The following is a 25063-nucleotide window of genomic DNA, read 5'->3' as shown; positions in this document are numbered from 1 at the left end:
AATTATCGATGAACAGTTCCAGCGCCTATCTCTTCGAGGTCACTTAGGCATTTTATCAAAAAGGCAAAAAGCGCCTTCTTGTGAAACGCAGCCTCAAGGGATTACCAGGCGCTTGCGCTTTTCATAACAACTTATGGAAAAAATATATTTTTTAACTGGAAGGGTGAAAATACTATGCCTACAGCAATATTCGGAGCATTTGAGTCAGGTATTATTTATGCAATCATGGCATTAGGTGTATACTTATCATTTCGAATTTTAGACTTTCCAGACTTAACCGTTGATGGGAGTTTTGTAACTGGAGCAGCCGTAGCCGCAATTTTAATAGTAAATGGTATCAATCCTTTTATTGCTACAATTGCTTCTTTACTAGCGGGATTTATTGCTGGTTGTATCACAGGTTTGCTTCATACGAAAGGAAAAATAAATCCGCTGTTATCAGGGATTTTAATGATGATTGCATTATATTCTATTAATCTTCGTATAATGGGAAGATCAAATATACCGATGTTAAATGAAACAACAGTGGTTACAATTTTAACAGATTTTTGGAAGAATTTAGGTTTTGATACGGGTGTAGTTAATGTGTTGAGAGCATTAGGGTATTCAGGGTATATTCCAAAAACTTGGGCAATTGTTATTTTTATGATTATAATTACATTTGCCATAAAACTTATGTTAGATCGCTTTCTTCAAACGGAGATTGGACTTGCACTACGCGCCACTGGTGACAATAAAAATATGATTCGTAGCTTTTCAGCAAATACGAATGCTTTAACAGTAGTTGGACTAGGAATATCCAATGCACTTGTCGCTTTCTCTGGTGCAATCATTGCACAATATAATGGATTTAGTGATGTCGGAATGGGAATAGGTATCATTATTATTGGCTTGGCCTCAGTTATTATTGGTGAAGCAATATTTGGTACGAAATCGATTATGCGAACGACATTTGCCGTGATCGGTGGTGCAATTATTTACCGCATTGTTGTAAGTATTGCTTTGCGTGTAGAATTTCTAGAACCAGGTGATTTGAAGTTAATTACTGCAGTCATAGTTGTCTGTGCATTAATTATTCCTAAAATATTTGAATCACGTAGAGTCAAAAAACGCAAAAAGCAACGATTACAAGCATTCGCAAATGATCACGAGCAACTAGCGAATAAAGAGGTGATATAGATGCTTGATTTTAACCATATCTTCAAAGTTTTTAACGAAGGAACGCTTGATGAAAAAATTGCATTAGATCACATAACGTTATCATTAAATAAAGGAGATTTCGTGACGGTCATAGGAAGTAATGGTGCAGGGAAATCAACGCTGATGAATGTTGTGTCAGGTAGGATTTTCCCCGACATAGGTGAGGTTATAATTGATGGGCAACAAGTAACGAATCTACCAGAACATAAGCGAGCTCAATATATCGGCAGAGTATTTCAAGATCCGATGGCAGGTACTGCGCCGACGATGACGATTGAAGAGAATTTGGCAATGGCTTTTTCGAGAACAAAAAGAAGAACTTTACACAAGGGTGTAACAAAAAAGCGTAAGGTGTTTTTTAAAGAACAGCTTGAGACACTTCACTTGGGGCTAGAAGATCGCTTAAATGCAAAAGTAGGCTTATTATCAGGTGGTGAACGTCAAGCATTGTCTTTATTAATGGCGTCATTCACTGATCCAAAAATATTGCTACTAGACGAACATACAGCAGCATTAGATCCTGCTAGGGCAGAATTAATCACAAATTTAACTAAAGAAATTGTAGAAAAGAATAAGCTAACGACTTTAATGGTCACCCATAATATGCAACAAGCTCTTGACTTGGGCAACCGTTTAATTATGATGGATAAAGGTCAAATTATTTTTGAAGCTAGCGGAGAAGAGAAAAAGAAATTGACTGTAGAGCAGCTATTAGCAGAGTTTCAGCGCATTCGTGGTTCAGGGTTTACAAGTGATCGATCGGTTTTGTTGTAAAATAAGCGCTATATAGCAGACTTGATTAACATAAAAGCCGGTGGGGACTCCCCACCGGTTTTACATATAGTCTGTTTTCGCACGGCTTGTTGTATGTGTACAAAGAAATAACTACGTGTGATGTTCTAATATCTTTGACAAGCACTGAAAGCATGCCTTAATCGATTGTTCTCATTATTCTTTTGAATACACGCTCTTTGTCAAAGCCTTCTCCCATACCAAAAATTTCAATGATGTTATTTTCATCGTCTAATAAATATGTATAGGCTGAATGAATAAATTGTCCATCACCTGGATCTCTATATAAGAATTCAAACGCATCGGCAACTTTTTTTGTATCTTCCTCACTTCCACGAAGAAGATACCATGGGCCACCTTGCTCTAATTCAAATGCTTTGCCATATTCCTGTAACACTTCTTTTGTATCGTATGCGGGATCAATTGTAATTGTTATGAATTCAACTTTATTCCCAAAGACGCCTTCTTGTTCAAATTCTTCACGCAGTTGCTTCATTTTATAAGTTGTTACTGGACAAATATCTGGGCAATTTGTGTAAATAAATTCTAGTAGACGTACCTTTGGTTCCATTGTAGTAAATGAAAATGGCTCTCCGTAAGCTGTTTCCATGGCAACGTCTTCCGGAAATTCCATTCCTGATTGTTTATAAACTGAAAAGTAGAATATTCCTGATGAAATACCGAGTACTAATAAGGTGACAAATGTAATATAAAGCTTTTTCATGAAATCACTCCAATACGCCATTCGAATTTGACAATATAAATTAAGTCGGTTCTATACATACTAATCATACATGAACATTGCATATTCATGTGTCTATATCCATGAATTTTGTATGACAAAAAAATTATCGCTAATTTTGTACTAATTTTATCTGATTTTTCTTACAATTAGTAAGGAGGCAAGCTATACTTAGTACAAGGGGGAGAATCTAACATTCATGAGAAAAATTGTAGGTTGGACGTTAATTTCGTATGTGCTATTTAGTCTATTTATAGCTATGTATATTTTTTATTGGGCTGATACATCAATTCCGATACAGTATAGGGGATCAGGAGCGGATCCTACTACGTTCTTAAATGAACGTGAGCTTATGTTGAGTGAAGAGTATTCACAAATAAGAAATTTGATATTTTTTCTCTCCTTACCATTCGAATGGATAATCTATTTATTTGTACTATTGTTAGGAATATCATACAAATTCAATACTTGGGCGCAAATAACTTCTAAAAGAAAAATTGTACAAATTCCAATTTATGTATTTTGGTTATCTATTTTTGTTGGCGTTTTAAAACTACCACTTAGTTGGATTAGCTTCACCTTTTCTAAAATGTACAATATTTCTACTCAATCTACATCAGGGTGGTTAAAAGACCGATTAATCGATTTCTGGCTTGATTTTGGATTCTTGGTCATGATCGCCTATGCTTTATTTTTTCTCATTACAAAAGCAAAGAAGCGATGGTGGTTTTATGCATGGGTCTTGTCAATCCCATTTTCCTTATTTTTAATGTTTGTACAACCAGTGATTATTGATCCTCTTTATAACGATTTTTATGAACTTAAAAATAAAGAGCTTGAAGCGGAAATTCTACAAATGGCAGAACAAGCGAACATCCCTGCTGATCACGTATTTGAGGTTAATATGTCTGAAAAAACAAATGCCTTAAATGCTTATGTCACTGGAATAGGGAATAACTCAAGAATTGTGTTATGGGATACAACATTAAACAGGCTTAATGAACAAGAGATTTTATTTATCATGGCTCATGAAATGGGGCACTATGTGAAAAAGCATATTTATTTTGGTATAGCGGGTTATTTAATTGTCTCTCTTATTGGCTTATATTTAACTAATAAAATTCTACATTTTTGCATTCATAGGTGGAAGGATATTCTACATATTCGTGACTTAAGAGAGCTAAATGCACTTCCTTTGTTGTTACTTGTATTTTCAATGCTAACATTTATAGCAAGCCCATTGGAAAACGTTGTTTCTAGATATCAGGAGCATACAGCAGATGTATACGCGATTGATATGACTAAGGACAATGAAGCAGCCATTCAAACTTTTCAAGAATTGTCACGTGCGGGACTTAGTCAAGTGAACCCTCCATTTATTGTAAAAATATTTAGATATGGTCATCCAACTATACTAGAGCGAATTGCTTATATAGAGGAGCAAAAATAACTAAGAAACGCTAGAAAGCATAAGTACAAGTGATTTTGTTTTAAATATGGTAAAAAGTGTCAGGTGGAGTGCTTACTTCATCTGATATAATATTTTATTATAGAAAAGTAGTGAAGCGTTTAGCTATACTATAAAAACTGGGCTAAAGAAGCGTAGCAGGATGAACTTATATGAGGCTGTCATCGTTTTACAGATGAAAAGATACCACATTTATTCATAGTTCCTAAATAGTCGGTGACTTTAAGCGCTTACATTTTTTATAAGAATTAGCATGATTTTATATAAATATATAATTAAATAATATAAAATTAATATTAACAGTGTAAAATATCCTTATTGTTGTTGTGATTGAGCTATATTTATATAGAAAAACAAGGGGGAAATATGTTTGGAAATTGTAACTGAGAAGAGGAAAACGAGAGGAAGGTTTGTAAGAAATATGTTATTAATTGTACTAGCTGTAATCATTTTGTTCTTTTTGATTGTCCAAATCATTCCAGTTAAGAAGAATGAAAGTAATACTCTTCTGCGTGAAGGTGGAAAGCCAGATGTGATCGCACACCGTGGAGGAGCTGGAATAGCCCCTGAAAATACGTTAGAGGCATTCAAACTGTCTGATTCACTCGGAGTAGATATGTTAGAATTTGATGTGAGACTATCAAAAGATGGACAAGTAGTAGTAATGCATGATGAAACAATTGATCGAACAACTAATGGAGAGGGTAAAGTATCTGAATATTCTGTTGAAGAATTGAAATCGTTTGACGCTGGCTATCATTTTGTAGGTCCAGATGGCTCATTTACTTATAGAGGTAAAGGTGTTACGATCCCAACTCTAACCGAAGTGTTTGAATCGTATAGTCATTTCCCTATGGTCATAGAAATTAAAGAAAATGATACGAAGTTAGCAGATGAATTTGCTGATATTATTTTTCAATTTGGAATGCAAGATAAAGTGATTATAGGATCTTTCTATGACGAAATAGCAAATTATTTTTACGATATTACTAATGGAGAAGTTGCTATAAGTACTGCAAGTGCTACTACGAAAAAATATGTCATTTTTCAAAAGCTATTTTTAGGAAATATTATTCCGTTAAAGGAACAAGCTTTACAACTACCTACTCACTCAAGTATTTTTGATCTTACTACAAAAAAATTAATTGATGCAGCACATGAAAGAAATATTGCTGTCCAATACTGGACAATTAATGATTTAGACATGGTAGAATATTTACTTGAACAAGGTGCCGATGGAATAATGACAGATTATCCGAATAAAGTTATTCATTTATTACGTCAAAAAGGAGTAGATAAATAAATATGGAGATTAATAGACAACCTGTAGTGAGAAATAAACGCCCTGTCGCTCATCATATTGGATATATAACTATTTGTTTTGTTGCGGTTGCCATATTCTTTATTATAGCTGAGGTCGTTCAACAGTCTGAACAAGTAGCCTTTGATACAGCAATAAGAAATATCTTCGTCTTAGAGTCTCAATCATTTTTATATCAAGTATTTGCGAAAATCACTTGGCTTGGGAATAAGCCTGGTGTCATCACAATGCTAGTTATAATGTTAGTATGGTTAATATGGAGATATCGTGATTTCAAAGGTATTATTCTACTCATAACGATGGTTATTTTGCAAAATGAATTTAATAAAGCGATTAAAGATTTTTATCAAAGGGAACGACCTTTGATCGATCCTGCTATCGATGCATTAGGCTACAGTTTTCCGAGTGGTCATGCAATGACTGGTTTGTTAGCATATGGACTGGCCACGTATTTAATTGTTGTGAATGTAACATCGTTCAAAGCAAAGTTTATCGTTGGCATCTTTGGAAGTATTCTAATATTTTTAATCGGTCTAAGTCGCATAATACTGTCAGCTCATTATCCTACAGATGTAGTTGCAGGACATGCTTTAGGTATAGTTACCCTAATTATTTCGATATATTTGTATCAATGGATGAAGAGAATAGCTTTAAGTAAAAAAAATGATAAAGATACTCTTCAAGTAACGTAATAATTAAGAAAAATGATAATGAGATGTTTTAGAATAAAGGCACCCGCATTAGAGTATGAGGGTGCCTCTATTTTATATCATACATAACGATTTCCATAGTAGAGCAGGTAATCTAACTCATTGATATTTCAAATCCAAAATGTTCAAAAAAACCGTACTTATAAAAACCACATTAATTTTTTCCGCATTCATACTATTCTTTCGTATCGTTGGTGGTTTGTTTATTATGACTTATTAGAACATCATTTTCGGGTTTAATAAAATTTGGCTGTACTCGTTTGTAATACAATAGCCTATAGCAAAAAGGACTCTGGATAAAAGTATTTTAAAACTTTTATCCAGAGTCTTTATTTATGGTGCGAATAAATGTTCTTTTTTTGCTGCACTCAAATTAAAATGACGATCCCCTTAATATTCATATTATTATTATAAATTATTAATTTTTATAAGTCTACAATTTTATGGCAATTTTAGCTATATTTTCTATACAACAACTAAAAAAGTGGTAATGGTCGTATGGAGAGGAGTAATTATATGAAAATTAGTACATGGAATACAAGCTTAAAAATTCGGTTAATTGGTGAAATGTTATTTAATTTGCTGTATTGGATGTATTTCCCTTTCATTACTTATTACTTCGGTAGTGCATTAGGAAACAATATTGCTGGAATACTTATGACGATCCCCCCCTTAATAGGAATAATTGGAATTATCATTGGTGGGAATCTAGCTGATAGATTAGGTAGACGTGCTGCTATGTTAATAGGGACATCGATTAGAACAATAGTGTTTTGTATTTTTGCTTTATCAGATTCGTATTGGTTAAGCTATTTGGCGTTTGTTGGAATTGGCTTAGGAGGTGCATTATACGGACCAGCTAGTGATGCAATGATCGCTGACTTAATACCACAGCAAGCGAGGAAACGAGTGTACGCAACTTTTATGACAGCTAATAATATTGGTGCTGTTATAGGGCCAGTTTTAGGATCGTTTTTCTTTTTTAGCTATCGTAGTGAATTGTTATGGGCTTGCACAATTGTGATGTTAGTTTACACAATTATTATTTGTGTAAAGGTAGACGAATCCATGCCAAATTACTCAAGAAAACGAATAAATTTAAAATCTATTTCCAGTGGATTTAAGGAAGAATGGAAGGGGTATGGAGAGATTTTTAGAGATAAAGTCTTCTTGTTGTACATACTTGGAGGCGTTTCTGCTGTTATCGCTATTATGCAATTAGACTTATATTTATCAGTATACATTATTAATTATGTTCCTTCACAAAAGCTATTTGTTTGGAATAACTATTCTGTAGCACTTGACAGTAAAGAGATTTTTGCGTGGATGTTAGTGTTAAACGGTGTCCTGTTCGTGTTTTTTGTTTTACCTATAACAAAATTGTTAAAAAATTGGACTGATCGGAACGTTTTTATTCTTTCAGCGATTTTAGCTGGAGGTGGCATGTTTTTAGTTGGATTTACTACAAACATTTGGGTGCTATTTATACTAACAATCATTTTTACTTTCGGAGAAATCGTGAGAGCCCCAGTAATAAATAATTTTGTTAGTAACTATGCTCCAGAACATGCTAGAGGAAAATATATGGGGGCAGCTAGACTACAGTTTACAATTGGTAGATTTTTAGCCCCATTAACTGTATTCCTAGCTGAATGGATTTCTCCTATGGGGATCTTTAGCGTAATTCTATTTTTTGCGTTTATGAGTGCAATTCTATATATCAAACTATATAAAAGCTATGAGCGCTATACAACAGGAATGACTGAGCCTGGAGTTCGAAAAAAAATGTAAGAAGTTTTATTTGATACGTCAGAAATACGTACAAAATTATCAGATTTTTTAAAAAATAGCTTGCAATTCCTCTATTCTGTTATATAATACTATTAGTTAAATAAAACTGTATTATAACAATATAGGTGGAAGGGTGTGTAGCTGCTGATGATGATACAGACGTCAGGTATTCAAGTTCACAGTACGAGAAATGAACAGTATGATGAAATTTTGACACCTGAAGCATTAAAGTTTGTTGAAAAGTTAGAGAAAAAATTTGGTGAGAGAAGAAAAGAGTTACTACTAAAAAGAGGTGAGCGACAGCAGAAAATCGATGCTGGGAAATTGCCAGACTTCTTGGAAGAAACATCCGGTGTTCGACGAGGTGATTGGACTATTGCTCCCATACCTAAAGACCTTCAGGATCGACGAGTCGAAATAACAGGCCCTGTAGAAAGAAAGATGGTCATTAATGCATTAAATTCTGGTGCAAAAGTGTTCATGGCTGATTTTGAGGATGCTAATTCTCCAACTTGGCGAAATTGTATAGAAGGACAAATAAATCTAAGAGATGCAGTGAACAAAACCATTACATTTGAAAATCCAAATGGAAAAAAATATAGCTTGAATGAAGAAATTGCCACGTTGGTCGTACGTCCCCGTGGTTGGCATTTAGAAGAAAGACATGTCACAGTCGGCGGCAAGAGTATGTCCGCTAGTTTAATAGACTTTGGATTGTATTTTTTTCATAATGCTAAAACACTTTTAGCACGAAATAGCGGACCATATTTTTATTTACCGAAGCTCGAAAGTCACTTGGAAGCAAGATTGTGGAATGACGTATTCGTTTTTGCTCAAAATGAGCTCAATATTCCGCAAGGGACAATTAAAGCTACTGTATTAATCGAAACAATATTAGCAGCTTTTGAAATGGATGAAATATTATACGAGTTACGCGATCATTCAGCAGGGTTAAATTGTGGACGTTGGGACTATATTTTTAGCTATATTAAAAAATTAAGAAATTTTGAACACGTTATTTTACCTGATCGTTCACTCGTTACGATGACAGTTCCTTTTATGAGAGCTTATTCACTGCTTGCGATTAAGACATGTCATAGACGTAGTGCACCTGCAATTGGTGGTATGGCTGCACAAATTCCAGTGAAAAATGATCCAAAAGCAAATGAAGAAGCTTTTAAAAAGGTTCAAGCTGACAAGGAGAGAGAAGTGCTAGACGGTCATGATGGGACCTGGGTTGCACATCCAGCGCTAGTTCCTGTTGCAATGGAAATCTTTAATAATGAAATGCCTGAACCGAATCAAATATATAGAAAACGGGAAGATGTTTGCGTCACGGCTACAGAACTACTCGCAGTACCAGATGGAAAAATTACTGAGAATGGAGTACGCACTAATATTAATGTAGGAATTCAATATATTGAGTCATGGTTGTCTGGTAGAGGGGCTGCTCCAATTCATAATTTAATGGAAGATGCAGCGACTGCTGAAATATCTCGTGCGCAACTTTGGCAATGGATACGTCACCCTCAAGGAATTCTCGAGGATGGAAGAAAAATTACCTCTGAGCTTGTTCAACAGTTGAAAGAAGAAGAGCTTGTGAAAATTAAACAAGGGGTTGGAGAAGAGACATTTTCAAAAGGTAGATATCATGAAGCAAACGAGCTATTTGAACAGTTAATTTCAAATGATGAATTTACAGAGTTTTTAACTTTACCTGGGTATAAAACCTTGTAAGCAAAATTTGGAAATAAAGGTATGCTGGGTTGAGCTATAAAAGGTTTTGATATGTCATTTTGTCTTTTATATAGAAGAAAAGATACTGTTTAAACCTAATTCTTATAGGATCACCATCAAATGGCTTCATATAAAAAAGAAGAGCTTGTGAAGTCATTGTTATAAGTATTAACAACTAATAGGAAAGATAAAGTACTTAAAATACAAGGAGGAATATGATTATGACTAATGAAAGAGTTCAAAAATTAGAAGAAAGCTGGAGTATGGATAAGCGTTGGAATGGGGTTGAAAGACCTTATAGTGCAGAAGAAGTAATTAAGCTTCGAGGTTCGATTGATATTGAATATACATTAGCAAAAAAAGGCTCAGAAAAGTTATGGGATTTAATTCATACGGAGGATTACGTTAATGCACTAGGTGCGTTAACAGGTAATCAAGCTGTTCAACAAGTGAAAGCAGGTTTAAAAGCAATTTATTTAAGTGGTTGGCAAGTAGCTGCAGATGCAAATTTAGCAGGGCAAATGTATCCTGATCAAAGCTTATATCCAGCCAATAGTGTTCCTTCTGTTGTGAAACGAATTAATCAAGCCTTACAACGTGCAGACCAAATTCATCATTTAGAAGAGAATGATCAAATTGATTGGTTTGCACCAATTGTTGCTGATGCAGAAGCTGGATTTGGTGGTCAATTAAATGTCTTTGAACTCATGAAAGGAATGATTGAAGCTGGCGCTTCAGGAGTGCATTTTGAAGATCAGCTGTCATCTGAAAAGAAATGTGGTCATTTAGGGGGGAAAGTTCTACTTCCAACACAAACTGCTGTCCGTAACTTAATCTCTGCTCGTTTAGCTGCTGACGTAATGGGTGTGCCAACACTATTGATCGCTAGAACAGATGCCGATGCAGCTGATATGATTACTAGTGATATTGATGATAACGATCAAGCGTTTTTAACTGGTGAAAGAACTCTTGAAGGTTTCTTCCGTACGAAACCTGGCATTGAGCAAGCAATTGCTAGAGGTTTAGCATATGCACCGTATGCAGATTTAATTTGGTGTGAAACGTCAACACCTGATCTTGAGCAAGCAAAGCAGTTTGCAGATGCAATTCATGAAAAATATCCAAATAAACTTCTTGCATACAACTGTTCACCTTCGTTTAACTGGAAAGCAAAACTAGATGATGAAACGATTGCAAAATTCCAAAAAGAGTTAGGTAAAATGGGGTATAAGTTCCAATTCGTAACACTTGCAGGCTTCCATGCGTTAAATCATAGTATGTTCGAGTTAGCTCGTGGATACAAAGAGCGAGGAATGGCTGCATATTCGGAATTGCAGCAAGCGGAATTTGGAAATGAAAAACATGGTTACACTGCTACAAAGCATCAAAGAGAAGTAGGTACAGGTTATTTTGATGAAGTGTCTCAAGTTGTATCAGGAGGAAAATCATCAACAACAGCTCTAAAAGGTTCAACAGAGGAAGAACAATTTGTTACCAATGCATAACTAACTAATGTGTTAGGGTTAAAATAAATGGGGGAAATGAAATAAAGAATAAAAACACTGGCACACAAAAGGCCAGTGTTTTTCATTAGATTTAACTTTGTTGTTATTTATACTAAAAGTCTTATGTGATTATTATCATATAATAGAAAAAAAGATGTCACGAAACTATAGTTGTATGTGTGTTTATTTATTAACAGGAAAAAAATAGGAATAAAATATACGGTTGTCACTGCTATAAAGCAGATACGCCTTTGATGTTTTGAGCTATGTTTGAATTACAGAGAAAATATTTTAGGCATAAAATAATATGTCTCTTTAAATTGATTATATGTTATTCAATGCTTCTATAATATCCGTCTGTCCAGACAAAATTTCAAATGTTTTCCCATAGGTATTCTGAATGTTTAAACATTCTACAAGTACTTTTGCCACGTCTTCTCTAGATATATCACCTGAATAGTCAGCTAGTTTTTTAGATATGTTAATATGTCCAGTTCCTGCATCGTAAGAAAGCCTACCTGGGCGGACAATCGTATATACGAGTGAGCTATTGCTTAAATATTCATCAGCTATCCCTTTTGATTTTAAATATACTTTCATTGATTCAGTAGGGCCAAGGTCGGGTAGATCTGCCCCAACAGAACTTAACATGATAAAGCGGTTAACTCCACACCTTTCCGCTGTTTTTATTAAGTTAATTGCACCTTGTTCATCAACGAGTTTTGTTTTATCTGCTCCAGTTTTTGATCCTGAACCAGCTGCGAAAATGATAGCATCACAGCCTTCGATAGCATGGCTCATATCCTTTTCTAAATCAGCTAAAACTGTTGAGCTAGCCCCAAGACTAATAAGGTGATCACGTTGTGAGTCATCACGAATCATTGCAACAGCGTCATGTTCCTCATTCTGACCGAGTAATTGTAATATTATTCGTCCCGTACCACCATTAGCACCTACAACAAGTACTTTCATTTCATACCTTCTCTCTTAATATTATTAGCTTTATAAGGCTGTTCTGTTGTTATTAAAACTTCATAGAACAGCTAGATGAGCTTTTATTCACCTGTGATCATTATGAAATAACAGGTTTTTTTTCATAAACTTCGTTGTTATTGTTCAAAAATTGTACAGCAAGATGAAGCAAAGTCAGACTTTCAGCTTCATAAGGCTCTTTTCGTAAACATTGTTGCTATTGTTAAATTAGTACTATAAAAAGCGGTTTTACATTGTTAGTTATCTGTACAGAAGAAAAGATGCCATGTACGCTAATTAGAATGAGTTTATTTCTAAGTATGACAAACTATAATCAATGTGAAAACAAGCTTGTCCCTATTAATCAACCTTCTCATCATTAAACATATTTCTCATCATTTCTAAACTTTCCTTCGTATCATCTAAATATGTAACAAGCTCTTTACTACTCTTTTTTTGAATGTCAACGGATGATGCTATTTGTTGGAAGGTTGCTGACGTTTGTTCAAATGTCGAAGCAAAATCTGCCGTAGATGATTTGATGATAATTGATGTATCGTTTACTTTATCCGCAAGCTTTTCAAATTGAATCATCTGGTTGTTTAACTCATTTACTACTTTGTTTAAGGATCGAAAGCTATTTTCTGTCTCCTTCGTTATGTCAACATTTTTACTAAGCTGTTCTGAGCTCTCATTTAGTCTTAGATTAGCTTCGCTTGTCTTTCCATTTACTTCTTGTAAATTATTAGTAATCTTCTCAGTTGACTGCTCGGTTAAATGTGCTAATTGTCGTATTTCATCGGCTACGATTGCAAACCCTTTCCCATAATCTCCTGCTCTTGCAGCTTCAATAGATGCATTTAATGCTAGTAGGTTTGTCTTTGTTGTTATTTCTTTAATTCCTTCAGTCAAAATATTCGTTTCGTTAATTTTTTCGTTCAATTCACGAAATGTAACTGCTAAATCCTTCATGACTACGTCTAATTCTACCGTGTTTTCTAATAAATAGCCCATTTTTCGTTCACCATTAACTGCAAGATCTGATGAAGCACTTGATTTCTCTTTTAATTTAGCTGCATTTGTAGAGATCTGTTCAATATTTGTTGTCGTTTGTTCAATTTGTTCAGCTATTGTTGTAATTGCTTCAGATTGTGTAAAACTACTTGATGATAGTTGTTGTATAGCTGCAGCTACTTCCATATTATTTGTCATTGTTGAGGAGGCATGATTATATTGGTCAACCATCTTTTGGTTAATTTTTTCTGCCTCTTTTTCAATCTCGAGTTTTTGAGTTATTTCTTTTTGTGCTGCTTGCTGTATTTGTTGTAAACTATCTTTTACTTGGGAGATATGGTTACGATTTATTTTTTGAACTGTAAATATAATACAAGTTATTAGTATGAGTAAAATGGAGATATTTATAATTTCATAAATATTAATATTCAAGTAGTCATCAAGAATAAACATCGTTGGCATCATACCTAACGATAATACAAAACCAAGGAAAAGGGTTCTTCTTCGACCATGTATCATAGATATCATTAACACATAAAACGGATATGCTAAAGATACAAAGAAAACTTTTTGCGTTATAATAAAATAGAACATAGCAGCTATAACGATTGTGACAACAGGTATATAAAAATGTGCTCCACTCTTTATTTTAAGTTGTGTCACAATTCCATAACTAATCAATAGAATACCGCCAATTAACATCGTAACGGTTATGTACAAGGGCTGTTCCATTGAAATATTTGAGACTGTACCTAAGATAATTGAAATGATGACAACTATTAACATTAATTTGTTTTTTTGTTTTAAATCCTTTTGATAAAAATTATGAAGAGAATCCATGAACATATCAACTCCTACACCAAATTTTTGATAGATAGGATAATTATATCAATTTTTTATTAACACTTAACACTTTTCTAAAAATTATATCTTTTACAAATAATTATTTATACAACCTTTGTTCACACTTTATAAATTAACCCGTATTTACATAGATTTCGTGATATCTTTTCTCATATAAAATTAGGTCAATTACTTAAATTTAGTTGTTGCTGTCCAATATTAGTCTCAATAGCAATAAAGTTAACAATAAGAGACCTTCATCATCATATTAATTAAGTAATAGATATAAGTTAGTCCTATTTATAGAAAAAGTTTGAATTTTTATGATTCAATTGATACAATGAAAACATCTTGTAAAATGATAAGGAGGTGTAGAGATGTTACATTCTGTTATTAATCGCAATGGCTTTTTATCATATATTTATATTTGCCGTGCGATTTTTCATGGTGTTGTTTTCAACGGGATACGTATGCCCATTTTTAGAAACAACATCATATTGAACAGAATGTAAGGTCTCTTAACCCCAATAGTGTGTGTTCAGAAGGATGCGTAATCAGTTGGAGAGTGTAGCGTCGAAAAATCTGACTAATTTTCTTAGCATATCTGAACACCATCTAATATAAATTTCTCACAGAAATCTGATCGGCAACTATGGGGAGAGTCATGCTCTCCTTTTTTGTGCTTGAATTCTTATGCCAACTTGTATACGATTGATGATTTCTTGTTTAGTAAATTTATGTTTCATAAAGCCATGGGTAGCTGAATCTTACCTATGGCTTTTTTTGTGTTTTTATATGGCTCTTTTCGTAAACTTTGTTGCGTTTCTTAATTAGAAGATAAAGACGTCGGACATAAAAGTCATTGTTTAATAGAAGAAAGATGCCCCGAACGTCAGTAAAAACTTCAGCTAGTCTAACTTTGTTAAGGAGTGGTTAAAAATGATCGTATGTGCAGCGAATGATATTAGTAAAATGTATGGAGGAAATCAGATATTCGAAAATATTTCCTTTGAAATAAAAACTGGAGAGCGAATTGGAATTGTAGGGCAAAATGGCAGTGGAAAAACAACTATTTTTAAATTGTTGTCAGGTATAGAACAGCCTGATAGTGGAGAAATTCATCTGCAGAAAGGTTGTAAAGTTGGATACCTTGCACAAATTCCAAGTTTTGAAGCTAGTACAACAGTATTAGATGTTCTCCAACATGCTTTTTCACATGTGAAAAAGCTGGAACAAAAAATGAAAAAATTAGAAACAGATATGGCAAATGAGCAAAACCAACAGTCACTTGAGTTGTTATTAGAAGAGTATGGGACAGTCCAACAACAATTCTCTAACTTGGGTGGCTATGAAATTGAAGCTGAAATCATGAAGGTAGCTAATGGTTTAGGAATTGAAGCAATGCTTGAACAAAGGTTTAATGAACTTAGTGGTGGTGAAAAGACGAAAGTTGGACTTGGGTTAGTTATTCTACAACAGCCAAGTCTGTTATTACTTGATGAACCGACCAATCATTTAGACATAGACGCTGTAGAATGGCTTGAACAGTATTTAACTCAATATGAAGGCACAGTTTTCGTAATATCTCATGATCGATATTTTTTAGATCAAATTGTTACAAAGATTTATGATTTGGAAGCTGGCGAACTGTCTACGTACCACTGTAATTACTCTGCATTTATTAAAGAAAAGGAAGAAAGATTACTTGCTGAATTTGCAGCGTATGAGGAGCAACAGAAGAAAATCAAAAAGATGAGGGAAACGATTAAACGGTTGAAAGAATGGGCAAACCGTGCGAATCCACCAAACGAAGGATTGCATAAACGAGCAAAAAATATGGAGCGTGCAATTGAGAGGATGGAAAAACTAAAACGTCCGATTCTTGAAAGAAAGAAAATGGGACTTTCGTTTAATATGGAGGATAGAAGTGGAAAGGACGTCATCGTCATTGATCAAATATGCAAAAAGTTTGAAGGGAAAAAACTTTTTAACGATGCCTCAATGTATGTTAGATTTCAAGAAAGGGTGGCAATTGTAGGACATAATGGAAGCGGCAAAACAACATTATTAAAAATGATATTAGGTAATGAACAAGTAGACAAAGGGACTGTTAAAGTAGGAAATCAAGTTAAAATAGGTTATTTATCCCAACAGCTTAAGTATGACAACAAAGAAGAATCGATTCTTAAGCACTTTTGTAATGAAGTACCGATATCGCAAGCAGATGCTCGGCACATTTTAGCTAGATTTATGTTTTATGGCCAGGATGTTTTTCAAAAAGTCTCAAGCCTTAGTGGTGGTGAACGAATGAGGTTGCGCTTAGCACAACTTATGCACCAACAAATTAATGTGCTCATTTTAGATGAACCAACAAACCACCTTGATATTGACTCTCGTGAGGTACTTGAAGATGCAATTGAAGATTTTGCTGGGACGCTGATTTGTGTATCACACGATCGTTATTTGCTAAATAAATGCTTTAAGGTCACTTATTGGATTGAAGGCTATGGATTAACAAGATATGAAGGTAGTTACGATGAAGCAAAAGGAAAAAGAAAAGAACATAATCTAAATCCAGCTAAAACACAAAGTGAAAATCATTATGTCAAAAAAACAGTGGTATCCGTTAATAAACAAGAGATTGTAACAGTCCACCATGTAGAAATAAAAGTTGAAGCACTAGAAGCTGAAATTAATAAGATTGAGCAACTAATGGAACAAGAATTTGAACTAACAAATTTATTAGAATTACAGCAAAAGAAAGAATTATTAAGTACCGAAAGAGACGATCTGTATGAAATTTTAGATGAGATGCTATAACTGCAGCAAAAAAAGCTACGTACTCAACATTTAAGTACGTAGCTTTTGATCAAGTAAATAGTTATGAGGAAAGCTTTAGTAAGTTGTTATATTCCTGTGAAAGATTCATAAATAACTCATTGTTCCTGCAATCTAAAGCAGCATCAATTTTTTGTAACAGTAATTCTTTTTTTCTATCATAAATAGCAGCGTCTATTACCATTTGAATGTATACATCAATCATAGTAGCATCGTGTAGCAATTTTTGATCTTTGCCGTGGGATTTCATGATCTCAGTATACGACTTTTTTTCTCTCATTAAAAATCCCTCCTACGTCTTTTTTATATTATATGGATAATTAAGTGAAAAATCAACCAAAAATTTAAAATATTCGGAAAATAGATAAAATTACATGATTGTGAATAAAATTACAATAATGGAACATGTTATTTGTATAGAACATAGAATGGAGGAATAATTAGTGGATAAACAAAACAAAGTAAAGTCGACGATGGAAGATGAGACGGAATTACCTTTGGGAACGACACTTAATCCCTCGGTTATGCTGACTACAAATTTTGATTCAAATAATCCATTTAAATCAGAAATTCAGTTTTCTGGTGATTCAACAAACGAGCATGTCATACAGCAAGAAGCTAATGAATATATTGCTCAAAAAGAAATAGGACAATCAAAAAATAATTCGTAAAATTATATAAGTGATTTTCTATGGTAGAAATCACTTATATTATGAATATTTTGTGAATTCAAATAAATGTACAAATTTGTGTGCTATTATATAAAGGAAATATTTAGGTTTAAATTAATAGTTAGGAGTTGATGAAATGAATGCTGGGTCACATGGTATCTTGCAAGGTTATGAGGTAAACAGGCACACGATGTCTATCTTGCCACATATTTATGGAGGAAGGCCAGTTTCAAAAGTTATAGAAGAAACTGAGGAGTTTATTGTATTAATGAAGCCGCTTCAAATTATTGAAAGAAGTTGTATTTATTACGGTACAAGCTTCAAAGGAAGGCGTGAGGGTACATATAAGATTATTGGAATATCTTATAAAGCTCCCATCGCTATTGAGCCATCTAACATGATTTACCTCTTCCCAACACTCTCACCTAAAAAATCGTTATGTGCTTGGATTTCACACCCTCACGTTCAGGATCATAAGCCAGTCGCCGGAAATAAAACTGATGTAATCTTTGTAAATAAAACAAATATTGAATTGCCTATTTCTCATAGATCATTTAAAAATCAATTACATCGTACCGCTCAGTTGCAAACAAAATTAACACACCGCATTGATAACAATAATCGTAAAATGGCATTTTTGCTAACTCCAGAGAAAAAGAATGGGCAAGAATTTAGTCATAGTTACATAATGGAAGATAAAAGTAAACATGACTAGATGAAAGGCTCTTTGCGTAAACTTCGTTGTAATTGTTCCTAAAGTAGTGAAAATGTTATTTAAGGAAAATCGTTGTTTTATAGAAGAAAAGATGCCATGAAATCTAATGGTATACGTGTTTATTTTTTGAACGAAAAGCAACAATCTATATGAAAATAGTCTTTTGTAAACTTTGTGGCAATGTTAACGAAATTTGGTAGCTAGGTAGTGATCTAGCCGTTGCAGTTAATTATTGGTGAATGCTAAAGACACTAATTGAATACGTGTTTATATTTTAGTATGAACAACGATAATTAATTCGTAAACATTTAAATTAAAAGGAGTAACGACAACAATCTCGAATCATATATACAACAGTAATACAAAGTTGTATATATGATTTTTTATTTCCTCTAGATAGCGACATACATGATATCAGTAGTAACACATTTAATTACATCCAACTATGTGCGTATTAACATAGGATACATATTTCTGAGCAATATCACGTTTATATGTTAATTTGCGGTGACCTTGTTGACTATAAGCTAATCGACAATGGGTAAAGTCTTGCATTCATACTATGTCATTTATTGAATTTGATAATGTTCCTTCATACGTATCAATCGGCTTGTCCGAATTAATTTTGTTATCTTGCAAGTATACAATCATTAGGTCCTGTACTTTATTTCTTATACGTGGATTAAAGTAATTGTGTCGCTCTTCATACCCTTTATAAATAAATAGAAAATCTGTGAAAGCTTCATCTCGGTTTACTTCACATACTTTTAAATCATTTTTGTACATTTCTTTCTTTTGTGTCGTAAATCTATTTGAATTTGTTTCATTGATTGCTCAATAATAGTTACGTATGGCTTTTTTAGTTTGAAATTACTTTGTTGAATGGTTGCTAAGTCTTTGTTTAAAACAATTAGTAACATAGGCAAATAAATGGCCAACTCCATCATTGCTCGTTCTTCATTTGGAATTCTCGTCATACTAGTTCTCCTTTCAGAAAGCTTGTTCAAGTATGAATATAACGAGTGTAGAGTTAATGCTTCCTCGTGATTTTCTTAAAAAATTGCGTAAACTTTACTGTTAAATAAGCAAGCTAACGAAGTTTAGCACATGGCTATGAATAAGAAGTAAAGTGGATTTGAAAAACTATAATGAATGTGAAAACAGCTTTATTACAGTAATAAAGAACATATGTTTGGTTTATATCTTAATATAATTTATGAAAAAAAACAAGTATCTAAAATTGTGAAAAGGGTATAATTCACAATAGTTGTAGAAATGACGTTTGTTTGATATTATATTTCCCAAAAATAACATTATACGTGTACAATATATGAAATAGTGGGTAAAAAATATGTATCTGACGATGAGGAGTAATAGACATGGACCTAGACACGTTAAGAGAACTTATAACGTTAGAAAATATATTATCTGTACTAGAAGAATATCGCTCATTAGGACCACTGCCTGGAATTTTCCTTCCATTAATTGAAGCATTTTTGCCGTTTTTTCCTTTATTTGTATTTGTGATGGCAAATGCGGCTGCGTTTGGACTTTGGCTCGGTTTTATCTTTTCTTGGATTGGTGCATGTGCGGGTTCAATAGCGGTGTTTTTTCTAGTCCGAAAATTTGGCCAACAGCGCTTCTTTTCTTTTGTTAGCCGTCATCCTAAAGTGAAAAGCTTAATGAATTGGGTTGATAGACACGGGTTCGGTCCATTGTTTTTACTCCTATGCTTCCCATTTACCCCATCAGCAGCTGTTAACATTGTTGCTGGCTTGTCAAACGTACGTGTACCTCAATTTATTCTTGCCGTATTGTGTGGGAAAATGGTGATGATCTTTACAATGAGCTGGGTTGGGTATGATATTGCAGCCTTAGTTCAGCAGCCCGTTCGATCAATTATCGTTGTTATTATCATTTTCATATTATGGGTCGTAGGGAAAAGACTAGAAGCAAGGTTTAATATTAAGCAAACCGCAAATTGATTATTGTTCCATGATACTGATACTGATAAAATAAAATTAAATAATAGTTATGAAGGAGTTAATAGACAATGCCTCAACAAGAAAAAAATATTAAAAAAGAAGGAATTGAATGGCTTAAGTCTATAGGTATTGGAATTATTATTTTTGCATTTTTTAGAACATTCTTCTTTACGAATTATGTAGTTGAAGGTGAATCGATGATGCCTACCCTTCAGGATGGTAATATGTTAATGGTAAATAAAATAGGTTATCGTTTAGGAGATCTAGAGCATTTTGATGTCGTTGTCTTTCATTCAGATAGTGAAGATGACTATGTGAAACGTGTGATCGGTTTACCAGGTGACAAAATTGAATACAAGCAAGACGTTTTATATATTAATGATAAACCTGTTCAAGAGCCATACCTTCTCCCATTTAAAGAAAGACTCGTTGAAGGTAAACTTACAGGAGATTTTACACTACAAGAAATTACTGGTGAAGCTATTGTTCCAGAAGACTCAGTATTTGTTATAGGGGATAACCGACGCAAAAGTTGGGATGGGAGGCATTTTGGGTTTATTAAACGAGATCAAGTTGTTGGAAAGGTCAATTTACGTTACTGGCCAATGGATGAATTTGATATAACTTTTTAGCCTACTATCTTTTCGCCAGGCTCTTTTCGTACACTTTATTTGCATAGTTCCACAACTAGAAGGCAAAGATGCCGTTTTACTCAACAGTCATCGTTTTATATAAGAAAAGATGCCACGAAATCTAATTGTATTCGTGTTTATTTATTAGTACGAAAAACAACTCTATGTGAAAACAGCCTTTCGCAAACCTTATTGCTAAATACACTAGGTAATGATGGTCTCTGTTTTTCTGAAATGATACACCATTTTAATTCACTGTAATAAAATGACAGAATATTAAAATACATTAAAAGTAAATAAATACTACATAAATGCGAACGTTGATAAGGATTTGGACTTATTAACGTTTTTTGTTATGGTTCTTTTCATAACGCTCAGCTAACCATTTGTTGTTGAAAATACAAAACACTTTGTTCTTGTGAAGGTGCTTAGAGAAAAAAGTTGGTGAACTATTAATTACTAAACCAAGCACAAAAACATCGTTTACCTGGTGCTCTTACTGCTTCTTCCTCAACATGTACTGTTCTCAGATTTCAAAGGGTGGATGTAATGTTTTAATGGAAGAGTATAAAGACAATAGCCATTACAAAATGAGTGTTTATGTCAACGGAAACCTCGTTGCTATTGTTAAAAAAAAATGACAGCAAAAACTGATTATTCTCCAGTTAACATCATTGTTAATTAAGAAAAGATGAAACGAACGCTTAGTTTATACTTACTACCTTAGTACGACAAGCAAAATTAATCTGAAAAACAGTCAGAAAAAGAAAACTATTTTGGTGTTAATGTGCTCTAATATTATAGAGAGGTTTATGGGGAGGAGACACTTTGGATTTTGAACAACTAGTAAAACGTGCACAAAAGTATGATGATGAAGCATTTTATGAATTAATTTCTTTGCATAAAATGAGCTTGTATAAAATAGCATACTCGTATTTTAGAAATGAACACGATGCAACAGAAGCAGTGCAAGAAGTGACCTTTCGGGCATATAAGGAGATCAAAAAGGTGAGGCAGCCACAATTCTTTACTACTTGGATTACTCGCATTATGATTAACTATTGTTCGAGAGAGTATAGTCGAAAGAAAAAAACATCTTTGCAGGAAGTAGATAAAGGTGTAGAGGATAGTGAGTCAGCAACGTTAACGAAAATTGATCTTGAACAGCATATTGCATTATTAGACCCTCAACTACAAGTAGTTGTTAAGTTAAAATACTTTCATGACCTAACGATAGGTCAAATAGCTGACATTCTTAAATGTCCTGAAGGAACCGTAAAAACAAGGTTGTATAAATCTCTAAAACTTTTAAAAGTTAGCTTAGCAAAGGAGTGGTTATCATGAATAAAGACTTTGATAAAGAAGAAGCTGCTCTTTATGACATAAAAGATAAATATGATCATTTGTCGATACCAGAAGGCCTTGATCAATCAATAAGGAATGGGATGAATAAAGCGACAAAGAGTCGAAGAATAAATCGTAGAATTAGGCTGACTTTCATTAGTGCTTGTATCTTAATATTATCCTTCGTTACAACAGTGCGGGTATCACCTGCCTTTGCTAATTATATGAGTACGATTCCTGGCTTAGCAAAAATTATTGAACTCATTCAATTTGACCAAAGTTTACAAGTAGCGGTAGAAAATGAATTTATTCAACATATTGGTGCTAGTGAAGAACAAAATGGTGTTACGTTCACAATCGATTCTGTTATTGTTGATGAGAGTAAGATGGTCATGTTTTATACACTGGAAAATGTAAATGACTATAATTATTTGCATCCTTTACCAGATTTATTAACAAGTGAAGGTAAAGATTATCTTACTAGTAGTTCCTCTAGCAACCTGACAAATAAACAGAACGAAAATTCAATAAGCGGACGATTTGAGTTTAATTTTCACGAAGCTGTACCTACAGAAGGTTTTATTCTCCAACTAATCGTTGAAGCGGGGGATGACTTATCTAATATGAGTGAACTTCCACATGAATATAGTATTCCTTTTCAAGTGAATACAGAGCTATTCGAAAATATGAAGGATATATACGAAATAAATAAAACAGTAGAAGTCGAAGGGCAGAAAATCACATTTGAGACACTCGAGGTATATCCAATTCAACTAAAACTGCAAGTGACATATGATAAAAACAACACGATGAAAATCTTCGAACTTGAAGATTTACGAATTGTTGATGAAAATGGTGATGAGGTTACTTCAATTTCGCATGGAGTAACAGGCTCGAATATTACCGAATATGGGGAGAGTTTTCATCTGGAAAGTAATTATTTCAACAAACCGAAAGAGCTATACATCGAATTTACAGCTATAAGAGCGTTGGATAAAAACTTATTAGACCTTCAGGTGGATGTAAAAAACAGAAAAATAGTAAAAGCACCTGATGACCGTATCTATATAGAACCCTCCTACAATAATAAGAAGGAACAACTAGTTATTTCATTTGATAAAGATGACCTCTATAGTGGTGAATTACGTGTCGATTGGGAATTTGTTGATGGATATGGAAAAAAACACAAGTCCCTATCGAACGGCTACAGTATGCGTGAAGATAAAGAAAGCTTGGTGCTCGAAATCCCTAATGAAAACTATAACAACCCATTAGTGTTTACAATTAGTGATTATCCAACTAGAAAATATACAAAAGATATCCGTATAAAGGTAAAATAGTGAACTTAGCGTTTCCTCAAAAGTATTATGTGTTCCAAAGAACTTTTTTACTAGCTAATAATATGTTTTATTCATGTATTTTGGTCAATACTTTTTACTATCTATTATTATCAATTACAGTTATACTGATGTACTAATAGAGTATATATAACGGCAGTCATATATTATGGGGGAATTAAGATGGAACCAAAAATATATATTATTCATGAAAACGATGAATGGACAGAACCTTTACACAAAGAACTCGATAAATTAGGACTATCTTACGAAGATTGGTTTCTGAATGAGGGGTTACTTAACCTTAACGAGGAACCGCCGATTGGGATTTTCTATAACCGAATGAGTGCATCTTCTCATACGAGAGGGAACCGTTTTGCACCTGAATATACAGCAGCGGTATTATCTTGGTTAGAAAAGCATGGACGAAAAGTATTTAATACAAGTCGGGCACTTCAGCTTGAAGTTAGTAAAGTTGCCCAATATACGGCGTTGCAAGCATTTGACATCGTCACTCCACATACGATTGCTGCAGTTGGTAAGGAACATATTTTACAAGCTGGAAGTACGTTTGCAAAGCCATTTATTACAAAGCACAATCGTGCTGGCAAAGGGTTAGGCGTTCAGCTCTTTGACAATGATTCCGCACTAGAGCAATACGTTAATAGCGATGAGTTTGATGAATCGATTGATGGCATCACACTTTTACAGGAATATATACAGGCTCCAGAACCGTATATTACTCGTTGTGAATTCGTTGGAGGAAAATTTCTTTATGCTGTTCGGGTTGATACGTCTGAAGGCTTTGAGCTATGCCCAGCAGACGCGTGTCAAATAGGAGATGCCTTCTGCCCGACAACAGCCGAGCCTACACCAAAGTTTAAAATTCAAGAAAATTTTAACGATCCGATCATTCAAAAATATGAACAATTTCTCGCTAACAATGACATTCATTTTGCAGGAATCGAATTTATTAAAGATGCCAAAGGAAATATATACACTTACGATGTAAATACTAATACAAACTATAATGCTGATGCAGAAGCAGTGGCAAATGTTTCAGGGATGGGTGCGATTGCTAAGTATCTCGGTAAAGAGCTAGCTATGTTATTGAACAACTAAACCTTTTATCTAATTGCACGATAAAGAACCTTTCAATTCGGGAGGGTTCTTTTTTTGTTCCTTATGATGAGTCTTTAAGTGTAGCCCATAGATTCAATGTGCCTTAAACTGAATGCGTAATTATTTCTTAGCAAATAAAACTAGAAAGCTTTTTAACTGGCTCGTACAGATGGTAATATGTTTAAGATTTTCGATAACTGTTTTATAATGAGAGGAAGGATTAGCTACGGTTTACACGATAGATGTTTATAATTTATTAGATAGACTCTTTTTGTAAACATTGATTTTTGTTAAAGGATCTTTTTATAAACTTTACTATTTTCA

Annotated in this window: 21 protein-coding genes and 1 pseudogene; 17 read left to right on the top strand and 5 right to left on the bottom strand. The window is 33.8% G+C overall.

The window, feature by feature from the left end:
• Positions 1-174: 174 nt before the first annotated feature.
• Positions 175-1179, top strand: coding sequence for an ABC transporter permease subunit (locus tag SLH52_RS05385; RefSeq protein WP_320208260.1), 1005 nt, complete (start codon positions 175-177; stop codon positions 1177-1179).
• Complete coding sequence (locus SLH52_RS05380; protein ID WP_320208259.1) at positions 1180-1974, top strand: ABC transporter ATP-binding protein; 795 nt, start codon at positions 1180-1182, stop codon at positions 1972-1974.
• A 157-nt stretch (positions 1975-2131) separates the two neighbouring features.
• Here SLH52_RS05380 and SLH52_RS05375 read toward each other — a convergent pair whose 3' ends face one another.
• Positions 2132-2716, bottom strand: a complete 585-nt coding sequence (locus SLH52_RS05375) for an SCO family protein (protein WP_320208258.1) — start codon at positions 2714-2716, stop codon at positions 2132-2134.
• 217 nt (positions 2717-2933) lie between these two features.
• On the opposite strand from SLH52_RS05375, the gene SLH52_RS05370 reads away from it, so the two are divergent.
• The 6 genes from SLH52_RS05370 (at position 2934) to aceA (ending at position 11266) form a co-directional block, all read left to right on the top strand.
• Positions 2934-4184: a M48 family metallopeptidase gene (locus tag SLH52_RS05370; protein ID WP_320208257.1), complete on the top strand. Its 1251-nt coding sequence runs from the start codon at positions 2934-2936 to the stop codon at positions 4182-4184.
• Positions 4185-4572: 388 nt separating this feature from the next.
• Positions 4573-5505 carry a glycerophosphodiester phosphodiesterase gene (locus SLH52_RS05365; protein ID WP_320208256.1) on the top strand — a complete coding sequence of 311 codons (933 nt, stop codon included), beginning with the start codon at positions 4573-4575 and terminating at the stop codon, positions 5503-5505.
• A gap of 2 nt (positions 5506-5507) precedes the next feature.
• On the top strand, positions 5508-6215 hold the full coding sequence (locus tag SLH52_RS05360; protein ID WP_320208255.1) for a phosphatase PAP2 family protein: 708 nt from the start codon (positions 5508-5510) through the stop codon (positions 6213-6215).
• Between the two features lie 534 nt (positions 6216-6749).
• The gene (locus SLH52_RS05355) at positions 6750-8024 is read left to right on the top strand and encodes an MFS transporter (protein ID WP_320208254.1); all 1275 of its coding nucleotides are present in this window, start codon (positions 6750-6752) and stop codon (positions 8022-8024) included.
• 147 nt (positions 8025-8171) lie between these two features.
• Positions 8172-9761, top strand: a complete 1590-nt coding sequence (gene aceB / locus SLH52_RS05350) for a malate synthase A (protein WP_320208253.1) — start codon at positions 8172-8174, stop codon at positions 9759-9761.
• A 221-nt stretch (positions 9762-9982) separates the two neighbouring features.
• Positions 9983-11266, top strand: coding sequence for an isocitrate lyase (gene aceA, locus SLH52_RS05345; protein ID WP_320208252.1), 1284 nt, complete (start codon positions 9983-9985; stop codon positions 11264-11266).
• Positions 11267-11590: 324 nt separating this feature from the next.
• Here the strand turns inward: aceA and SLH52_RS05340 are convergent, their stop codons facing one another.
• Both SLH52_RS05340 and SLH52_RS05335 read right to left on the bottom strand, forming a co-directional pair.
• Entirely contained in the window at positions 11591-12238 is a 648-nt protein-coding gene (locus SLH52_RS05340) for an SDR family oxidoreductase (RefSeq protein WP_320208251.1), read from the bottom strand.
• Positions 12239-12598: 360 nt separating this feature from the next.
• The gene (locus SLH52_RS05335; protein WP_320208250.1) at positions 12599-14092 is read right to left on the bottom strand and encodes a methyl-accepting chemotaxis protein; all 1494 of its coding nucleotides are present in this window, start codon (positions 14090-14092) and stop codon (positions 12599-12601) included.
• A gap of 380 nt (positions 14093-14472) precedes the next feature.
• Here SLH52_RS05335 and SLH52_RS05330 point away from each other — a divergent pair, with 380 nt between their 5' ends.
• Positions 14473-14607, top strand: a complete 135-nt coding sequence (locus SLH52_RS05330; protein ID WP_320208249.1) for an RAxF-45 family protein — start codon at positions 14473-14475, stop codon at positions 14605-14607.
• A gap of 427 nt (positions 14608-15034) precedes the next feature.
• Positions 15035-16915, top strand: coding sequence for a ribosomal protection-like ABC-F family protein (gene abc-f, locus SLH52_RS05325; protein ID WP_320208248.1), 1881 nt, complete (start codon positions 15035-15037; stop codon positions 16913-16915).
• Positions 16916-16976: 61 nt separating this feature from the next.
• Here abc-f and SLH52_RS05320 read toward each other — a convergent pair whose 3' ends face one another.
• Positions 16977-17213, bottom strand: coding sequence for an IDEAL domain-containing protein (locus tag SLH52_RS05320; protein ID WP_320208247.1), 237 nt, complete (start codon positions 17211-17213; stop codon positions 16977-16979).
• A gap of 163 nt (positions 17214-17376) precedes the next feature.
• On the opposite strand from SLH52_RS05320, the gene SLH52_RS05315 reads away from it, so the two are divergent.
• Together SLH52_RS05315 and SLH52_RS05310 are read left to right on the top strand one after the other, a co-directional pair.
• Positions 17377-17604, top strand: coding sequence for a hypothetical protein (locus SLH52_RS05315; protein WP_320208246.1), 228 nt, complete (start codon positions 17377-17379; stop codon positions 17602-17604).
• A gap of 136 nt (positions 17605-17740) precedes the next feature.
• On the top strand, positions 17741-18319 hold the full coding sequence (locus SLH52_RS05310) for a competence protein ComK (RefSeq protein WP_320208245.1): 579 nt from the start codon (positions 17741-17743) through the stop codon (positions 18317-18319).
• A gap of 555 nt (positions 18320-18874) precedes the next feature.
• On the opposite strand, the pseudogene SLH52_RS05305 reads toward SLH52_RS05310, so the two are convergent.
• Positions 18875-19296 (bottom strand): annotated as a pseudogene (locus SLH52_RS05305) (hypothetical protein).
• A 402-nt stretch (positions 19297-19698) separates the two neighbouring features.
• On the opposite strand from SLH52_RS05305, the gene SLH52_RS05300 reads away from it, so the two are divergent.
• The 5 genes from SLH52_RS05300 to SLH52_RS05280 all read left to right on the top strand — a co-directional run bounded on the left by SLH52_RS05300 (position 19699) and on the right by SLH52_RS05280 (position 24739).
• Complete coding sequence (locus SLH52_RS05300) at positions 19699-20304, top strand: TVP38/TMEM64 family protein (protein WP_320208244.1); 606 nt, start codon at positions 19699-19701, stop codon at positions 20302-20304.
• Positions 20305-20372: 68 nt separating this feature from the next.
• Positions 20373-20936, top strand: coding sequence for a signal peptidase I (gene lepB / locus SLH52_RS05295; protein ID WP_320208243.1), 564 nt, complete (start codon positions 20373-20375; stop codon positions 20934-20936).
• Positions 20937-21764: 828 nt separating this feature from the next.
• A complete protein-coding gene (locus tag SLH52_RS05290) occupies positions 21765-22280 on the top strand; it encodes a sigma-70 family RNA polymerase sigma factor (protein ID WP_320208242.1) in 516 nt (171 codons plus the stop codon).
• Positions 22277-23620, top strand: a complete 1344-nt coding sequence (locus tag SLH52_RS05285) for a DUF4179 domain-containing protein (RefSeq protein ID WP_320208241.1) — start codon at positions 22277-22279, stop codon at positions 23618-23620. The genes SLH52_RS05290 and SLH52_RS05285 overlap by 4 nt, the downstream gene beginning before the upstream one ends.
• 180 nt (positions 23621-23800) lie before the next feature.
• Positions 23801-24739, top strand: coding sequence for an alpha-L-glutamate ligase (locus SLH52_RS05280; RefSeq protein WP_320208240.1), 939 nt, complete (start codon positions 23801-23803; stop codon positions 24737-24739).
• Positions 24740-25063 lie beyond the last annotated feature (324 nt).

Source organism: Cytobacillus sp. IB215665 (assembly GCF_033963835.1).
Lineage (GTDB): Bacteria > Bacillota > Bacilli > Bacillales > SM2101 > Nanhaiella.
Note: the sequence above shows the minus strand (reverse complement) of the source record. Positions and strands in the feature narration are given on the sequence as shown.

Excerpts from the sequence above, each read along its gene's own strand:
- SLH52_RS05385 (WP_320208260.1), top strand. The coding sequence starts at position 175 with ATGCCTACAGCAATATTCGGAGCATTTGAGTCAGGTATTATTTATGCA.
- SLH52_RS05380 (WP_320208259.1), top strand. The coding sequence starts at position 1,180 with ATGCTTGATTTTAACCATATCTTCAAAGTTTTTAACGAAGGAACGCTT.
- SLH52_RS05375 (WP_320208258.1), bottom strand. The coding sequence starts at position 2,716 with ATGAAAAAGCTTTATATTACATTTGTCACCTTATTAGTACTCGGTATT.
- SLH52_RS05370 (WP_320208257.1), top strand. The coding sequence starts at position 2,934 with ATGAGAAAAATTGTAGGTTGGACGTTAATTTCGTATGTGCTATTTAGT.
- SLH52_RS05360 (WP_320208255.1), top strand. The coding sequence starts at position 5,508 with ATGGAGATTAATAGACAACCTGTAGTGAGAAATAAACGCCCTGTCGCT.
- SLH52_RS05355 (WP_320208254.1), top strand. The coding sequence starts at position 6,750 with ATGAAAATTAGTACATGGAATACAAGCTTAAAAATTCGGTTAATTGGT.
- aceB (WP_320208253.1), top strand. The coding sequence starts at position 8,172 with ATGATGATACAGACGTCAGGTATTCAAGTTCACAGTACGAGAAATGAA.
- aceA (WP_320208252.1), top strand. The coding sequence starts at position 9,983 with ATGACTAATGAAAGAGTTCAAAAATTAGAAGAAAGCTGGAGTATGGAT.
- SLH52_RS05340 (WP_320208251.1), bottom strand. The coding sequence starts at position 12,238 with ATGAAAGTACTTGTTGTAGGTGCTAATGGTGGTACGGGACGAATAATA.
- SLH52_RS05335 (WP_320208250.1), bottom strand. The coding sequence starts at position 14,092 with ATGGATTCTCTTCATAATTTTTATCAAAAGGATTTAAAACAAAAAAAC.
- SLH52_RS05330 (WP_320208249.1), top strand. The coding sequence starts at position 14,473 with ATGTTACATTCTGTTATTAATCGCAATGGCTTTTTATCATATATTTAT.
- abc-f (WP_320208248.1), top strand. The coding sequence starts at position 15,035 with ATGATCGTATGTGCAGCGAATGATATTAGTAAAATGTATGGAGGAAAT.
- SLH52_RS05320 (WP_320208247.1), bottom strand. The coding sequence starts at position 17,213 with ATGAGAGAAAAAAAGTCGTATACTGAGATCATGAAATCCCACGGCAAA.
- SLH52_RS05310 (WP_320208245.1), top strand. The coding sequence starts at position 17,741 with ATGAATGCTGGGTCACATGGTATCTTGCAAGGTTATGAGGTAAACAGG.
- SLH52_RS05300 (WP_320208244.1), top strand. The coding sequence starts at position 19,699 with ATGGACCTAGACACGTTAAGAGAACTTATAACGTTAGAAAATATATTA.
- lepB (WP_320208243.1), top strand. The coding sequence starts at position 20,373 with ATGCCTCAACAAGAAAAAAATATTAAAAAAGAAGGAATTGAATGGCTT.
- SLH52_RS05285 (WP_320208241.1), top strand. The coding sequence starts at position 22,277 with ATGAATAAAGACTTTGATAAAGAAGAAGCTGCTCTTTATGACATAAAA.
- SLH52_RS05280 (WP_320208240.1), top strand. The coding sequence starts at position 23,801 with ATGGAACCAAAAATATATATTATTCATGAAAACGATGAATGGACAGAA.